The organism is Streptomyces sp. NPDC048171 (assembly GCF_043202655.1).
Classification (GTDB): domain Bacteria; phylum Actinomycetota; class Actinomycetes; order Streptomycetales; family Streptomycetaceae; genus Streptomyces.
Genome location: NZ_JBIDAU010000031.1, coordinates 1 through 15,759, shown reverse-complemented (window position 1 = coordinate 15,759; position 15,759 = coordinate 1). Strand labels below are relative to the sequence as shown.

The 15,759-nt window shown below is 72.6% G+C and carries 12 protein-coding genes and 1 pseudogene; 7 read left to right on the top strand and 6 right to left on the bottom strand.

The window, feature by feature from the left end; all coding sequences use genetic code 11:
* The 3 genes and pseudogenes from ACGF3J_RS38525 to ACGF3J_RS38515 form a co-directional block, all read left to right on the top strand.
* Window positions 1-269 (top strand): annotated as a pseudogene (locus tag ACGF3J_RS38525) (hypothetical protein); the annotation flags it as partial.
* 305 nt (window positions 270-574) lie between these two features.
* Complete coding sequence (locus ACGF3J_RS38520) at window positions 575-3,958, top strand: ALF repeat-containing protein (RefSeq protein ID WP_393856098.1); 3,384 nt, start codon at window positions 575-577, stop codon at window positions 3,956-3,958.
* 121 nt (window positions 3,959-4,079) lie between these two features.
* The gene (locus ACGF3J_RS38515) at window positions 4,080-4,463 is read left to right on the top strand and encodes a hypothetical protein (protein ID WP_161329814.1); all 384 of its coding nucleotides are present in this window, start codon (window positions 4,080-4,082) and stop codon (window positions 4,461-4,463) included.
* A gap of 13 nt (window positions 4,464-4,476) precedes the next feature.
* Here the strand turns inward: ACGF3J_RS38515 and lysS are convergent, their stop codons facing one another.
* The gene (gene lysS, locus ACGF3J_RS38510) at window positions 4,477-6,225 is read right to left on the bottom strand and encodes a lysine--tRNA ligase (RefSeq protein ID WP_161329813.1); all 1,749 of its coding nucleotides are present in this window, start codon (window positions 6,223-6,225) and stop codon (window positions 4,477-4,479) included.
* Between the two features lie 161 nt (window positions 6,226-6,386).
* Here lysS and argS point away from each other — a divergent pair, with 161 nt between their 5' ends.
* Window positions 6,387-8,144, top strand: a complete 1,758-nt coding sequence (argS, locus tag ACGF3J_RS38505) for an arginine--tRNA ligase (RefSeq protein ID WP_161329812.1) — start codon at window positions 6,387-6,389, stop codon at window positions 8,142-8,144.
* 36 nt (window positions 8,145-8,180) lie between these two features.
* Here the strand turns inward: argS and ACGF3J_RS38500 are convergent, their stop codons facing one another.
* The 3 genes from ACGF3J_RS38500 to ACGF3J_RS38490 all read right to left on the bottom strand — a co-directional run bounded on the left by ACGF3J_RS38500 (window position 8,181) and on the right by ACGF3J_RS38490 (window position 11,768).
* The gene (locus tag ACGF3J_RS38500) at window positions 8,181-8,630 is read right to left on the bottom strand and encodes a peptidoglycan-binding protein (RefSeq protein WP_161329811.1); all 450 of its coding nucleotides are present in this window, start codon (window positions 8,628-8,630) and stop codon (window positions 8,181-8,183) included.
* Between the two features lie 277 nt (window positions 8,631-8,907).
* Entirely contained in the window at window positions 8,908-10,143 is a 1,236-nt protein-coding gene (locus ACGF3J_RS38495; RefSeq protein ID WP_161329810.1) for a PLP-dependent aminotransferase family protein, read from the bottom strand.
* A 209-nt stretch (window positions 10,144-10,352) separates the two neighbouring features.
* On the bottom strand, window positions 10,353-11,768 hold the full coding sequence (locus tag ACGF3J_RS38490) for a helix-turn-helix transcriptional regulator (protein ID WP_161329809.1): 1,416 nt from the start codon (window positions 11,766-11,768) through the stop codon (window positions 10,353-10,355).
* Window positions 11,769-11,977: 209 nt separating this feature from the next.
* Here ACGF3J_RS38490 and ACGF3J_RS38485 point away from each other — a divergent pair, with 209 nt between their 5' ends.
* A complete protein-coding gene (locus ACGF3J_RS38485; RefSeq protein WP_161329808.1) occupies window positions 11,978-12,673 on the top strand; it encodes a DUF4232 domain-containing protein in 696 nt (231 codons plus the stop codon).
* 49 nt (window positions 12,674-12,722) lie between these two features.
* Here ACGF3J_RS38485 and hemB read toward each other — a convergent pair whose 3' ends face one another.
* On the bottom strand, window positions 12,723-13,715 hold the full coding sequence (hemB, locus tag ACGF3J_RS38480; protein WP_122615564.1) for a porphobilinogen synthase: 993 nt from the start codon (window positions 13,713-13,715) through the stop codon (window positions 12,723-12,725).
* A 162-nt stretch (window positions 13,716-13,877) separates the two neighbouring features.
* Between hemB and ACGF3J_RS38475 the strand changes: the two genes are divergently transcribed.
* The gene (locus tag ACGF3J_RS38475) at window positions 13,878-14,297 is read left to right on the top strand and encodes an SRPBCC family protein (protein WP_161329807.1); all 420 of its coding nucleotides are present in this window, start codon (window positions 13,878-13,880) and stop codon (window positions 14,295-14,297) included.
* Here ACGF3J_RS38475 and ACGF3J_RS38470 read toward each other — a convergent pair.
* Window positions 14,294-15,145 (bottom strand): nitroreductase/quinone reductase family protein, encoded by an 852-nt coding sequence (locus ACGF3J_RS38470; protein WP_161329806.1) that lies wholly within the window; start codon window positions 15,143-15,145, stop codon window positions 14,294-14,296. The genes ACGF3J_RS38475 and ACGF3J_RS38470 overlap by 4 nt on opposite strands.
* A gap of 357 nt (window positions 15,146-15,502) precedes the next feature.
* Here ACGF3J_RS38470 and ACGF3J_RS38465 point away from each other — a divergent pair, with 357 nt between their 5' ends.
* Entirely contained in the window at window positions 15,503-15,625 is a 123-nt protein-coding gene (locus tag ACGF3J_RS38465) for a hypothetical protein (protein WP_272924157.1), read from the top strand.
* Window positions 15,626-15,759 lie beyond the last annotated feature (134 nt).

Below are 15,759 nucleotides of genomic sequence, written 5' to 3'. Positions count from 1 at the left end.
CGGGCAGTTTCCCCATTCCGGTGGGGCCGCACCGCACCCGTGAGCTGGGCGAGGGGGGCGGCACCCCGCAGGCGGAGCCGGACGAGGACGCGTACTACCAGGTCTTCAAGCGGTCGATCAGCGGCAGCGGTTACCCGACGCCGCGGGAGTTCGGCTACAACATCGAGGCGACGTACGGGGTTTCCGTGCTGGACGCGGATGCCAAGCGGATGGTCATGCGTTTCCAGGAACGTCACACGGCGGAACTCGAGGACGAGCACATCGCGTAGCGCGGACGCCCTTTCGAGAATTCCATGAATTCCCGCAATTCGACTTCCCTTCTCATCAAATACATCTCTCCACGAGATGTCCACACCACCAACCACCCCAAAAGGGGCGTGAGTTGAACAGAGCGTGTGACTCCGATCACCAGGGCGGAAGGTTGTAACCGCAAGTGTGAAGAGATCGTGATGGCCGAACAACCGTCTTTCCAGAATCATTTGACGGCGCATCAGAAATGTGAATTGCTGAGCAATTGCATCATGAATGATTCCGCCGAGTGCCGTACGGCACTTACCTGGAGGACGAAATCCCTATGGAGACAGTGTTCTGGAGCCGACGGCGCCTGCTCGGCACCCTCGCCGCCGTCACGGCCGTCGCCGCCACGCCCGGCGTCCTGGTCGCGCCGGCCCGCGCCGGGGCCGCCACGACGGCGGCGGACGAGCCGCCCACACCGTTCGAGCTGCCGGACACCGACCGGGCGAAGGTCGTCAGGGCCTGGCTGACCGGCGGCAAGGCCACCAAGGCCGCCGCCGCGGACGCGATGTACGGCACGGACGCGGACATACGGACGTTCCTCGGCACGACCCTCGCCACGGTGACGGCGGAGGACAACCGCGTCGCCGTGGCCGCCTACCTCGCGAGATCCGGCGTCGGACTGCGGCGCGAGGCGTCCGCGGCGCTGGACGGCGGCGACGCCGCGGTGGCCGCCTTCCTCGACGGCGGCTTCAGACCCGGCCTGCTCGAAGACCTCCAGGTGTCCACGGCCACGGTCTCCGCCACCGGCGGCAAGGCGGTCAGACGCGAGGCGTCCGCCGCCCTGGACGCCGGTACCGAGCAGGACCTCGCGGCGTTCCTCTCCGAGGGCCGCTTCACGGCCCGCGAGGAGGACATGCGGGTGGAGGTCGCCACGATGCTGACCTCCGGCGGCGCGGAGGTGCGCAAGTACGCGGACCGCGCGATGAGCGGCAGCCGCCAGGAGGTGGAGTGGTTCCTGGACACCGGGCAGCACATCGCGCGCGCCCGCGACCAGGAGACCGCGAAGATCGAGGAACTCGTCGCCGTCGTGGAGCGCGAGGGCAAGCGCGCCCAGGCGGAGACCGACCTCGCCGTCGAGGCCTCCGAGCGGGCCAAGACCGCCGCGGAGAAGGCGAAGCAGGCGGCCGAGAAGGCGGCCGCCGAGGCCGCGGCGGCCAAGGACGACGTGGCGAAGTCCGGTGCGGCGGCCCGCAAGGCCGCGAGCGCCGCCCAGGGCGCTGCCAAGGCCGCCCGCAGCGCCATCAGCGCCTCCCAGACCGCCGTCACCGCCTCACGCCGCGCCTCCTTCGCCGCGGCCGCCGCCGCACAGGCCGCCGCCACCGCGGGCAACGCGGCGGCGCGCGCGTACAACGCGGCGATCGCCGCCTCCAAGGACGCCGGCAAGGCGAGCGCGGCCAAGAACGCGGCCGTCGCGGCGCGCAACGGCGCCGCACGGGCCCGTACCGCCGCCAAGGCCGCCGACTACGCGGCCACCGCGGCCTCCCAGGCCGCCGGGGCCGGCTCCGCCGCCGCGTCCGCCGCGCGCAACGCGGCCTCCGCCGCCAACTCCGCGGCCCAGGCCGCCTCCGCGGCGGGCGCCGCCCAGTCCGAGGCCGCCGAGGCCCGCCGCCAGGCCGCGATCGCGAACAGCGCCGCCAACCGCGCCACCAACGCGGCCTCCACCGCACAGGCCCTGGCCAACAAGGCCGCGTCCGCCGCGCGCACCGCACGCGACGCCGCCAACTCCGCCGCGGCACACGCCGACAAGGCCGCCGACGCGGCCGAGGAAGCCGTCAAGTACGCGGGTCAGGCCATCGACTACGCCAACAAGTCCACCGCGCACGCGGCCGAGGCGATCAAGGCCGCCGAGACCGCGACCAAGGCCGTCGAGGACGCGAAGGCGGTCGAGGAGGCGGCCCGGGCCGCGGAGATCGCACGCCTGGAGGAGGACAAGGAGGACGGCCTCGAGGAAGCCGCGCTGCTCGCCCAGCTGGAGGCCGAGGACCGGGCCGCGCAGGAAAACCGGCGCACCCAGGACCAGCAGACCTCCCAGGAGCTCAAGGACCGGATCGCGAGCGCCGAACAGGCGCTGGCCGGCGGCGACCTGGCACTGGCCGCGACCCTGGGCCGCAAGGCGGCCGTCGGCATGGCCGCCTCGCAGGGCGCCTGGGCCCGCGAGGCCGCCCAGTTCGCACTGGCCGGCACGGACGCGGACGTGCACGCCTGGATCGACGCCGACCGGGCGATCGCCGAGGACCAGGACGACCGGGAGACCGCGCTGCACGTCGCGGAAGTGTCCTCGGCCACCGTCGGAGACGCCGTGCACGCGGCGCTGACGAGCGACCTGGCCGACGCCGTGAAGACCTTCCTGACCGACGGACTGACCACCGCCTCCGCCGAGGACCGCCGGGTCGGCATCGCCTCCATCCTGTCCACCCGGCCCGGTCCGGCCGTCACCGCCGCGGCCAACGCAGCCCTGGACGCCAACACCCCCCAGGCGCTGCGGGACTTCTTCGACAAGGACTACACCGAGGCGGTCCGGGACGACGACGGCGTCGCCACCGCCGCGCTGCTCAACACCGGCGGCATGTACACCAAGGCGTACGCCGAGGTCGCCCTGGAGGGTCCGACGTGGATGCGCCGGAACTTCATCGCCCTCGTCCAGCACAAGGCGGCCCAGCTCGACCACGACTCGGCCACGCACATCGCGGCGGTCCGGGGTGCGATCGCCGCCGCCGCGAAGATCGCCTACAAGGCGCAGGAGGACGCGCAGCTCGCCTCGAAGGCGGCCGCGGAGGCCCGCAACGCGGCGGACAAGGCCAAGGAGTGGGCGGACAAGGCGCTCGCCTCCGCGAAGCAGGCGGACACCTACGCGACGCAGGCCGACCAGAACGCCGACGACGCCGACAAGTCCGCCGCGGCCGCGCAGGCGTCCGCGAACCGGGCGAAGGCTGCGGCGGCGACCGCCCGCAAGGCCGGCCGCTCGGCCAACTACTCGGCGAACCGGGCGATCGACTCGGCGCGCAGCGCCATGCGCTCGTCCTACAGCGCCCAGGCGTCGGCGAACAGCGCGCGCCAGTCCGCGATCGCCGCGGGCAAGGACGCGCAGGAGGCGGCCGCCGCGGCCACCGACGCCCGCCGCATCGTCACCCAGAAGCGCAGGGCGGAGGCCGCGGAGGCGGCCCGCAAGGCGGCCGAGGCGGCGCGCCGGGCCAAGGAGGAGGGGCGCAACCCCGCCGACAGCCCTACGCACGACAAGACCAACTCGGGCGGCTCGCAGGGCGACAAGGACGAGTGGTGGAACGACGCCCAGTTCTACGCCGACGCGTTCAACTGGATCAGCATCGGCTCCGGGTTCCTGGCCGCGGGCGCCGCCTTCATCGCGCCGTGGACCGGCCCGTTCGCTCCGGCCGTCGCCGCGGCGGCGGGGGTGCTCGGCTGGGTCTCCCTGGCCTCGGCGGGGCTCAGCACGCTGTTCACGGGCATCGAGCACGGCTTCGGCAGCTCCGAGTTCGCGGGGTCCCTCGTCGGCACGAGCCTGGGGCTGCTCACGTTCGGCCAGTCGAAGTGGATCGGGGCCACCCTGGAGGGCGTCGCGTCGCCCGTGGCCAAGCGGGTCACCCAGCTGGGCAGCGACATCATCTCGCCCATCACCGGTACGCTGGGTTCCCTTTTCGGGTGATCACGGGTTCGCGGTGATCACAGGATGACCGCAGACCGCTGACCGCAGACCGCTGATCCGACCGGGGCGGGTACCGGGCCCACCGAGGCCGGTACCCGCCTCCGGGCAGGGGGGACACACCATGCTCACGTCCGTGCCCGTCGTCTGGCTGGTGCTGCTGGCCGTGGCCGCCACCGCGCTGTCCAGCTGGCTGCTGGGCAGCTGGATCCCCTTCCGGAAGTTCCGCATCGCCTACCCGCTGACGATGGTCACCGGCGGCGTCCTGCTGGTCCTCGTCTGCCGGCTGAGCGGCTTCGGCCTGAGCGAGGCGCTCGTCATGTACTCGTTCGCCCACATCGGCCTGACCCTCGGCCTGCTTCCCCAGCGCAAGCTGTTCCGGGAGATCCTGGAGCGCTGGCGCCGGGGCGAGCCCACGGAGCACCTCACACCCCGGGGCAGCCACCTCGCCCTCCTCGCCGTCAGCGTGGTCGGCGTCCTGTTCGCGGGCTTCGCCCTGACCCGCTGACGGCGCGGAAGGTCTACTCCCCGAGCAGGGTCCGCACCCGCTCCTGTCCCACCGCGAGGAGCAGGGTGGGCAGCCGCGGGCCGGTGTCGCGGCCCACGAGCAGGTGGTACAGCAGCGCGAAGAACGTCCGCTGGGCGGTCTTGATCTCCGGCGGCAGTTCCTTGGGCGTGGCGTCCGCCGAGAATCCGGCCTGGACCTTGGGCACGCCGTACACGAGGTGGGTGAGCCCGTCCAGGGACCACTGGCCGGCCAGCCCGTCGAGGAGCAGCCGCAGCGACTGCCGGCCCGCCTCGTCGAGCGACTTCAGCAGCTCGGCGTCGGGCTCCTCGCGCACGATGGTGCGCTGGTCGGCGGGGACGTGGTTGTTGATCCACGCCTCGGCCTTGTCGTAGCGCGGCCGGGCCTCCGCGAGCGTCGCCAGGGGGTCGGCCGGGTCCAGCTCGCTGAGGATGCGCAGCGCCTGGTCCTCGTGCCCGGCGGTGATGTCGGCCACCGAGGCGAGCGTGCGGTACGGCAGCGGCCTGGGCGTCCTCGGCAGCTCACCGGCGGCCGTGCCCACGGCACGCGCGTGCGCGGCGGCGTCGGCGGGCAGCGCGCTGCCGTCGGCGACCTTGGCGTCGAGGCGGTCCCACTCGTCGTAGAGCCGCTGGATCTCCTGGTCGAAGGCGATCTTGAAGGACTGGTTCGGGCGGCGGCGGGCGTACAGCCAGCGCAGCAGCTGCGGCTCCATGATCTTGAGCGCGTCGGCCGGGGTGGGCACCCCGCCCTTCGACGACGACATCTTCGCCATGCCGCTGATGCCGACGAACGCGTACATCGGCCCGATCGGCTGCTCGCCGCCGAAGATCCCGACGATCTGCCCGCCGACCTGGAACGACGACCCGGGAGAGGAGTGGTCGACGCCGCTGGGCTCGAAGACGACGCCCTCGTACGCCCAGCGCATCGGCCAGTCGACCTTCCAGACCAGCTTGCCGCGGTTGAACTCGCTGAGCCGGACCGTCTCGGAGAAGCCGCACGCGGTGCAGGCGTACGTCAGCTCGGTCGAGTCGTCGTCGTACGCCGTGACCGTGGTCAGGTCCTTCTCGCAGTTGCCGCAGTACGGCTTGTACGGGAAGTACCCGGCGGAGCCCTGGCTGCCGTCGTCCTCGGCGGCGGCGCCGGAGCCCTCGGCGGCCTCCAGCTCGGCCTCGTCGACGGGCTTCTGCGACTTCTTGCCGCCGCCCGCGGTCTTCGGCTTGGTCCGGTACTGGGCGAGGATCGCGTCGATGTCCCGCCGGTGCTTCAGGGCGTGCAGGATCTGCTCGCGGTAGACGCCGGAGGTGTACTGCGCGGTCTGGCTGATCCCGTCGAACTCCACGCCCATCTCGGCGAGCGACTCGACCATCGCGGCCTTGAAGTGCTCGGCCCAGTTCGGGTGCGGGGAGCCCGCGGGGGCGGGGACCGAGGTGAGCGGCTTGCCGATGTGCTCGGCCCAGGACTCGTCGACGCCTGCGATCCCGGCGGGGACCTTGCGGTAGCGGTCGTAGTCGTCCCAGGAGATCAGGTGCCGGACCTCGTGCCCGCGGCGGCGCACCTCGTCGCCGACCAGGTGCGGGGTCATGACCTCGCGGAGGTTGCCCAGGTGGATGGGGCCCGACGGGGAGAGGCCGGACGCGACGACCACAGGTTTGCCCGGGGCACGGCGCTCCGACTCGGCGATGACCTCGTCCGCGAAACGGGAGACCCAGTCGGTGGTCTCTGTGCTCTGAGCCACGATCGGCACGTCCTCTTTCCTGATGGTTCTGCTCGGGCAGCCGGTACGGTCGCACGGCTGACCGCTCCATTCTCCCAGCCCGGCCCGCATCCGCGAAAACCCCTTTTCACCGCGTGGGATACTCGGCTTCTGTACTACTCCACGAACCCGAGCAGAACGGCAGCCACTCCATGGCCTCGGTCACGTCCCTCAGCGACTCCGTCCAGCAGCATCTCGCGTCCGCCCTCTCGGCCACCCGGCCGGAGGCCGCCGGCGTGGACCCGCTGCTGCGACGCAGCGACCGGGCGGACTACCAGGCCAACGGCATCCTCGCGCTGGCCAAGAAGGCCAAGGCGAACCCGCGGGAGCTGGCCACCGAGGTCGTCGCGCACATCACCACCGGCGACCTGATCAAGGACGTCGAGGTCTCCGGCCCCGGCTTCCTGAACATCACCGTCGGCGACCGGGCGATCACCGAGAACCTGGCGGCGCGGTACGCGGACGGCGAGCGCCTCGGCGTGCCGCTGAAGAAGGACGCGGGCGTCACGGTCGTCGACTACGCCCAGCCGAACGTGGCGAAGGAGATGCACGTCGGCCACCTGCGCTCCGCGGTCATCGGCGACGCCCTGCGCGGCATGCTCGACTTCACCGGCGAGAAGACGATCGGCCGGCACCACATCGGCGACTGGGGCACCCAGTTCGGCATGCTCATCCAGTACCTGTTCGAGCACCCCGGCGAGCTGGCCCCGGCCGAGGAGGTCGACGGCGAGCAGGCCATGTCGAACCTGAACCGGGTGTACAAGGCGTCGCGTGCCGTCTTCGACGCGGACGAGGAGTTCAAGGAGCGGGCCCGCAAGCGGGTCGTCGCCCTGCAGTCCGGCGACAAGGAGACGCTCGAGCTGTGGCAGCAGTTCGTGGACGAGTCGAAGGTCTACTTCTACTCGGTCTTCGAGAAGCTCGACATGGAGATCCGCGACGACGAGATCGTCGGCGAGTCCGCGTACAACGAGGGCATGCCCGAGACCGCCCGCATCCTGGAGGAGACGGGCGTCGCGGTGCGCTCCGAGGGCGCGCTCGTGGTGTTCTTCGACGAGATCCGCGGCAAGGACGACCAGCCGGTCCCGCTGATCGTGCAGAAGGCCGACGGCGGCTTCGGCTACGCGGCCTCCGACCTCACCGCGATCCGCAACCGCGTCCAGGACCTGGACGCCACCACGCTGCTGTACGTCGTCGACGTACGCCAGTCGCTCCACTTCAGGATGGTCTTCGAGACCGCCCGCCGGGCCGGCTGGCTGAACGACGACGTCACCGCGCACAACATGGGCTACGGCACGGTGCTCGGCGCGGACGGCAAGCCCTTCAAGACGCGCGCGGGCGAGACCGTGCGCCTGGAGGACCTGCTGGACGAGGCCGTGCAGCGGGCGGCCGAGGTCGTGCGGGAGAAGGCGCGGGACCTCACCGAGGAAGAGATCCAGGAGCGGGCCGCCCAGGTCGGCATCGGCGCCGTGAAGTACGCGGACCTGTCGACGTCGCCGAGCCGCGACTACAAGTTCGACCTGGACCAGATGGTCTCGCTCAACGGCGACACCAGCGTGTACCTCCAGTACGCCTACGCCCGGATCCGGTCCATCCTCCGCAAGGCCGGCGAGGTCGCCCCCGCCGCCCACCCGGAGCTGGAACTGCACGCGGCGGAGCGGGCGCTGGGCCTGCACCTGGACGCGTTCGGCGACACGGTCTTCGAGGCGGCCGCGGAGTACGCCCCGCACAAGCTGACGGCGTACCTGTACCAGGCGGCGTCGCTGTTCACGTCGTTCTACGACAAGTGCCCGGTCCTGAAGGCCGAGACGCCGCAGCAGGTCGAGAACCGCCTCTTCCTGTGCGACGTCACGGCCCGCACCCTGCACCAGGGCATGGCCCTGCTGGGGATCAGGACGCCCGAGCGTCTCTGAGCACGTCGTGGACGCGCCCCGCCCCGGCGGGGCGCGTCAGCAGTAGTGCCTGTCGGCGTAGTCGGCGAACGCGTCCTGGGTTCGCTCTCCGGCGATCCCGTCGACGGCCAGCTTGTAGCCGTAGCCTCGCGAGTTCAGGAAGCGCTGCAGCCCCTCGACCGTGCCGGAACCGACGATTCCGTCGATGCGGCCACTGTAGAAGTTCAGATGCTTGAAGAGCGTCTGTGCGGCCTCCCAGCTGTTGCTGCCCAAACGGCCGTCGATCGTCCCGGGCTTGTAGCCCAGGTCGCGCAGCCAGCACTGCCAGCGCATCGCCTGGGTCTTGCTCAAGCCCAGGTTCACCACCGCGAGTGTGCCGACCTCGGACTGGGCCGACTGCTGGACCGGCGCCGGCGCCGCGGCGGCCGGTCCCGCCGCGGCCAGGCCGCCCAGGGCGATCCCGGCGGCGGTGGCCGCCCCGACGACCGCCTTCGTAAGAACTCGCATGCAATTTCCCCTCTGCTGACGTGCGCTGCGTGATCGACGGCAAGCCTGGGCGACCGGCGGGGTCTCCGGCCACCGTGCCCCGCGAAGTGACCGCACCGTGGGACGTCCCGCCCGCTGACCTGGTGGGACGCCCGTCGCCGAGTCGCCCACGCGGGACGCTCGTCCGGGCGGGGTACGCGTCGCGTGCGAACGACGTCGCCGTCCGTGCGCCGTCAGCCATGACCTCACCGCCCGGGTACGGCGCCGCTGCCCCGGCTCCTGGTCCCAGGCCCCGGGCCTACACCCCCGCTGACACCCCGGCCCCCCGCAGCCCCTCCCCCAGCCTCCGCAGCCCCTCCGCGATCTCGTCCGGCGTCTGCGTGACGAAGCACAGCCGCAGGGTGGCACGGTCGGGGGTGCCCGCGTGGAAGGGGGCGCCGGGGACGTACGCCACCTCGTGCCGGACCACCTCGGGCAGCAGGGCGGCGGTGTCGTATCCCTCGGGCAGGCGGGCCCACAGGAACATGCCGCCCTCGGGACGGGTCCACACCGACCCCGCCGGGAGCGCGTCCGCGAGGCCCGCGAGCATGGCGTCCCGGCGGACACCGTAGGCGGCGGCGACGTGCGCGACGTGCGCGTCCAGGTCGCGGTCGGCCAGGTACCGGGCCGCGGCGAGCTGGTTGACGGTCGGGGTGTGCAGGTCCGCGGCCTGCTTGGCGACCGCGCAGGCCCGGAGCAGGTCGGCGGGCGCGCGCAGCCAGCCCAGGCGCAGACCGGGCGCCATGACCTTGGAGAAGGAGCCGAGCAGCACGGTCCGGTCCCGGGCCCCGTCGCGGGAGGCGATCCACGGCACCCGCTCGCCCTCGAAGCGCAGCTCCCCGTACGGGTCGTCCTCGACGATCCACAGGCCGCACCGCCCGGCGACCTCGGCGACGGCGCCCCGGCGGGCGGCGGGCATGGTGCGTCCGGTGGGGTTCTGGAAGGTGGGGACCGTGTAGAGCAGCTTGGGGCGCTCGCGCACCACCAGCTCCTCCAGCACGGCGGGATCGATCCCGTCCTCGTCGCCGGGGACCGCGACGACCCGGGCGCCCGCGAAGCCGAAGGCCTGGAGCGCGGCCAGGTAGCAGGGGCTCTCGACGAGGACGGTGTCGCCGGGTTCGAGCAGGGCCGTGGCGAGGAGCGAGAGGGCCTGCTGCGAGCCGGTGGTGACGAGGATGTCCTGGGCGTCGGTGGCCAGTCCGCGCACCGACGTACGGGCGGCGAGCGCGGCCCGCAGGGAGGGCTCGCCCTCGGTGGTGGAGTACTGGAGGGCCCGCGCGGGAGTCTCCGCGAGGACGTCCCGGTACGCGGCGGCGATGCCCTCCGCGTCGAACAGCTCGGGCGCCGGCAGCCCGCCCGCGAAGTTGATCACCTCGGGGCGGGTGGTGACGGCGAGGATGTCCCGTACGGGCGAACCACCGATCGACCGGGCCCGCGCGGCGAGCGGGGGCAGGGGGGCGGCGGTGTCGGCGGGCGCGGTCTCGGTCGGGGTCATGGCCGCAGCCTAGAGAAGTGCGTGCCGCCTACAAGTTCATTTCCGTGATACGGACACGCGTGCGAGCCCTCGCCGGTGGGCGGGGCCTCTTGCCATGCGGCTCGGCAGCACACCCAGGGGCGCGGGGAACTGCGCGAGCAACCACGGCGGACCCGCGCCCGCCAACGGACAGGCACCGGCGCGGGCCAGTGGTGACCGGCAACCTGGTGTCACTCGCCTTCCACGAACTCCCACGCGTCACTGCCGAGGGGGTACGCGTAGTAGGAGCTGTCCCGGGAGGCGCTGGTGCGGAACGGCTTGCCGTGGTCGTCGACGCGGGTCGTGCCGTGCCGGCCGCCGCTGGACCACTCCAGCTCCAGGTACCAGCTGACGTTCTGGCCGCTGGTGTGCGCGTTGACGTGGAAGACCTCGGGGTCGGACTCGCTGACGCTGTACGGGAAGTCCCGCTGACCCCCGATCGGCGTCGCCAGCGGGGTGCCCAGGTCGAGGGAGACGTCGAAGGCCGTGACGTTCACCTGGCCGCCGCAGCCGTTGCCCATCACGTACTGGTTCCAGTCCAGCGGCGGTCCGCTGTCCACCACCCGGACGTGCAGGTCCTCCAGGACCACCGTCTCCGGGCCGGTGCCCTGCACGGTGAGAACGGTCATCTGCCGGTTCGCGGAGACCGCGTTGAGGGGGGTGGCCCAGCCGACGGCGTCCTGCTGCGGGGGCGGCTTCGGCACGTTCTTCGGGCTGCGGTCGACCAGGAAGGCATGGTCGCAGGGCACGTCCCAGTAGTACGGGGTGGTCGACACCGTCAGCGCGGGGCCGCCGGCGGGTGCCTCCCGGCTCGGCGACGCGGTAGCCGGACGCGAGGGGGACGCCGAGGGTGAAGCGGTCGGGGAGCTCGAGGGCGAGCCGGACGGGGACGCGGAGGCACTCGGGGTGGCGGATCCGGAGGCGGTCCCGGACACCGGCGCGGAGCTGTGCGCGACGGCACCGGCCCGACCGTGCCCGGTGCCGTCGTCCGTGCCCGGCACGAGGTTCGCCACGAGCGCGACGGCGGCGCTGACGGCCACGACGCCGGACGCGGCGTAGAGCGCGGCGCGCGGGACCCGGCGGCGGGACGGGGCCTCCTCCGCGGTTCCGACGGCTACGCCGGGCTCCTCGGGTTCCCCGGACTCCTTGGGCTCCTTGGGCTCCTTGGGCTCCCCAGGGCCTCCGGGCTCCCCAGGGCTCCCGGGCTCCCCGGTTTCCCCCGGCCCCCCGGGCTCTTCGGCGCCCCCGGTCGCCTCGGTCCCCGCGGCCCTTTCGGCCGTCGCCGTCCCCCCGGCCGTCGCCGTCCCCCCGGCGGTCTCCGTCCCCCCGGCCGCCTCCTCGGCCTCCCCGCTCTCCTCCTTCTTCACGCCGCGCAGCGCGTCCGCGCGGATCCAGCGGCGGTGGAGTTCGAGCAGTTCCTCGGGCGTCGCCCGGCACACGCGGGCGAGGCGTTCGACGGAGGCGAACTCGACCGGCACCACCTCTCCGCTGACGTACCGGTGCAGGGTCGAGCCGCTCATGTGCAGCCGCTTGCCCAATGCCCCGTAGCTGAGCCCGGACCGCTCCTTCAACTCCCGCAGCAAGTCCGCGAAGTCGTCCCCCGCCACCGTTCCACCCTCTCTCGCATCCCCGTACCGCGTCCCAGAAGGACGTTGTTCCCGCAGGTCAGAGCCTTCCGGGCGTCCCACCGTCCCGTATGCTCCGCGGTCGCTGGCGGCCGGGACGGGCCCGACCGCAAGCTGTGGTCATCCAAGCAGCCGCTCCCGGCGAACGGTCGAGCGGCTCACCTCAGTAACCAGATTCACAGGGGGCCTCCATGTCCGCACGCACCACTCGCACCCGCCTGTTCGCCGCCGCCACGGTGGCGCTGGCCGCGCTCTCCCTGACGGCCTGTGAGGGCGACGGCGTCGACTCGGGCGCCCCGGCCCCGGCCCCGGCCGCCAACACCTCCGTGGCCGGGAACGACAACCAGCCGTCCGCCAAGGGCGGTTCGGGCGAGGCGAAGGAGGACACGGGCCAGGCACCGAACTCCGGCAACGGCAACGGCGCCAACGCCGGTTCCGCCGCCGGCGCGGGCGCGGGCGAAGACCAGTCCGACCCGGGCCTCCCCGGCAGGTGCTCCGCCTCCGACGTCCGGATCACCGCGGCGAACGCGCCCCGCCCCATCAACCACCTGCTGCTGACCGCGACCAACACCGGCTCGAAGACCTGCGCGCTGCCCGAGTACCCGGCCGCCCGGTTCGGCGAGGCCCAGTCGGTGCCGCCCGTCGCGGAGTCCAGCAAGCCGCAGTCGCTGACGACGCTGGCCCCCGGCGAGTCCGGCTACGCGGGCGTGCGGCTGTCGTCCGGCGACGGCAGCGGCGAGGGCGGCTACGACACGCAGACCCTCACCATCCCCTTCGAGGACGGCTCCATCGCCCGGGTCACGCTGCCCTCGGACGGCGTGTTCGTCGACAGCGCCCTGACGGTCACGTACTGGCAGACCAGCGCCGCGAACGCGCTCGAGTACTGAAGGGGTACCCGCACCCGCACGCCGTGCGTGCGGGGCCGGCACCGGTCGGTCAGCGCAGTGTGCGAGCGGCCTCGGTCGCCCAGTAGGTCAGGATGTTGCGGGCGCCCGCCCGCTTGATCCCGGTGAGCGACTCCAGGATGGCCCGGTCGCGGTCGATCCAGCCCTTCTCGGCGGCGGCCTCGATCATCGAGTACTCGCCGGAGATCTGGTAGGCGGCGACGGGCACGTCCGAGACCTCGGCGACCTTGGCGAGGATGTCGAGGTAGGGGCCGGCCGGCTTGACCATCACCATGTCGGCGCCCTCCTCTAGGTCCAGCGCCAGCTCGCGCATCGCGTCCCGCGCGTTTGCGGCATCCTGCTGGTAGGTCTTGCGGTCCCCCTTCAGCGAGGACCCGACGGCCTCACGGAAGGGCCCGTAGAAGGCGGAGGCGTACTTCACGGTGTACGCGAGGACGGCGACGTCCTCCCGCCCGATCTGGTCCAGCGCGTCCCGGACGACGCCGATCTGGCCGTCCATCATCCCGCTGGGGCCGACCACATGGGCGCCCGCGTCGGCCTGGACCTGGGCCATCTCGGCGTACCGCTCCAGGGTGGCGTCGTTGTCGACCCGCCCCTCGGCGTCGAGCACACCGCAGTGCCCGTGGTCGGTGAACTCGTCGAGGCAGAGGTCGGACATGACGAGCAGGTCGTCCCCGACCTCGGCCCGCACGTCACGCAGCGCGACCTGGAGGATCCCGTCCGGATCCGTCCCCGTCGTCCCGACTGCGTCCTTCTTCTCCTCCTCCGGCACGCCGAACAGCATGATCCCGGAGATCCCGGCCTCGACCGCCTCGGCGGCGGCCTTCTTGAGGGTGTCGCGGGTGTGCTGGACGACCCCGGGCATCGCGGCGACCGGCACCGGCTCCCGCACGCCCTCGCGCACGAAGGCGGGGAGGATGAAGTCGGCGGGGTGGAGCCGGGTCTCGGCGACCATCCGACGCATCACGGGGGTGGTCCGCAGCCGCCGGGGCCGGGTGCCGGGGAAGGATCCGTACGTCGTCATGGCTCCTACGCTACGCCCGCCCCACCCGTGCCTTTGCCGACGACGAGTCGGACCCGGGCGGCCGGGCTCGGAGCCACCGGGTCACGCCGCCGAGCCCTGCCACCAGCCATCCGTCCGATTCGTTCAAGAGAAAGGCGCCGGCGTCCCGCTACCGTCGCTGCCATGAACGGCACAGACAGGACAGACAGGCAGTCGCGCCACCTCGGCGTCCACATCGACCGCACCGTGGGTGAGGTCTACGCCTACGCCTCCGACCCGTCCAACCTGCCCGCGTGGGCCCACGGTCTGGGCGGGTCCATGGAGCGGGTCGGCGACCGGTGGGTCGCAGAGTCCTCTCCCATGGGGCGGGTCGAGGTGGCCTTCGTCCCCCGCAACGAACTGGGGGTGCTCGACCACCACGTCACGCTGCCGTCCGGGGAGACCGTCCACAACCCGGTCCGTGTGATCGCCGACGGCGCCGGCAGCGAGGTGGTGTTCACCGTCCGCCGGCAGCCGGGGACCAGCGACGCCGACTTCGAGCGTGACGCCTCCGCGGTCGCCGCCGACCTGGCCCGCCTCAAGGAGGTACTCGAGTTCGACTAAGGCGCGACCGGCGGCCACGGCACCTCGGCCAGCAGCGGAAGCAGCACCTCCTCCTCGTGGTCGAGGTGGGCGTTCAGCCGTGCGGACATCTCCGCCAGCTCGGCGCGGAAGAGCCAGGGGTCGGCGACGGCGATGTCGGCCAGCAGGGCCGCCAGCTCGCCCTGGACGCGGGCGACCGTACGGTGCTCGTCGGCGAGGCGGTCGAAGACGTCGGCCAGGTGGGGGTGGTGGTGGGCGATCCCCGGGAACAGGTGCCCGTCCTCGCTCACGTGATGGAACTCCAGGGCCTGGCAGAACGCGAGGCAGCGCTGCCTGATCTGGAGCCCGAGGCCGGGCGGCGCACCGGCCGGCCCCGGGGACGCGAAGTGCGCCTCGGCCTCGGCCCGTACCTGCCGCAACTGCCCCCGCAGCCAGGTGTGCACCTCCAGGAGCTTGTCGGCGAGGGTGCGGACCTCTCGCGGCGCCTCCCACCCCTCGGGCTCGGCCCGCTCCAGCACGACCACCGGCAGCGGCCTCGCGGTCCGGGCCTGGTGGTCGCCGTAACCGGGCGCCGCCCGTACGACGTGCGCGAACAGTTCCTCGCGCCGGGGCCCCTCGGCGGGGACCGCGAGCGCCTCGAAGGAGCGGGAGCCGATCTCCACGCCGACGACGGGGCGGGCGAGCAGGTTGTGGTACCAGCCGGGATGGAGTGGCGAACCGAGGTTGGAGGCGACGACCAGGAGGGCGCCGCCGTGGCGGACGTAGCCGAGCGTGGCGGTGCGCGGGCGCCCCGTCCGGGCGCCGGTGGTGGTGAGCAGGAGCAGGTTCCCGTCCTCGTGCATGACGGGCTGCTGGAAAGACGTGGGCATACGGTTCTCGGGTCTCCGGGAAAGTGCGGGAGGGACGACGACGTGCTCGGGGGCTACGTCGTGTCAGGGCGCGGAGTAGGAACGCATCACGGACCCTTTGGGTGAAGGGCGCTCGCCCGATCGCCGGCCGGCCCACTGCTCTTTGACCGGCGCCACGCGGCACCACCCTCATTACACGCACCCGCCCGCCGCCTGTCAACGCAGCTCAGGGCGGGGCGGGTTGCGCTACGACACTGGGACTACCCCGCTCGTTGCAGGGGAAGTCAGTTCCTCGTTTGACGTGTTCACAGGCACTCCTTGGCAGCATCGGCGCGTACCTCGGCAATTCGGGACGAGGTCCGAGACCAAGAGAGAGACATGACTCGACTCCGCACCCGTTCCGCGGCCACCAGCGTCGCCGCGGCCACGCTCCTCACCGGCGGCACCGCACAGGCGGTGGAGGACGCGGGCGTCGCCTCGCGCGCCCGGCCGCGCTTCTAGGTAAGTGACGAGGCCGGCGGCCAGTCGACGCCCGCGCCCTGGAGGACGCGACTGTACTTCGCGTACCGGCGCCTTGCGATGTACAGGCCGGCCATCCACAGCCCGGCGAAGAACAGCCAGATCGCCGCACACAC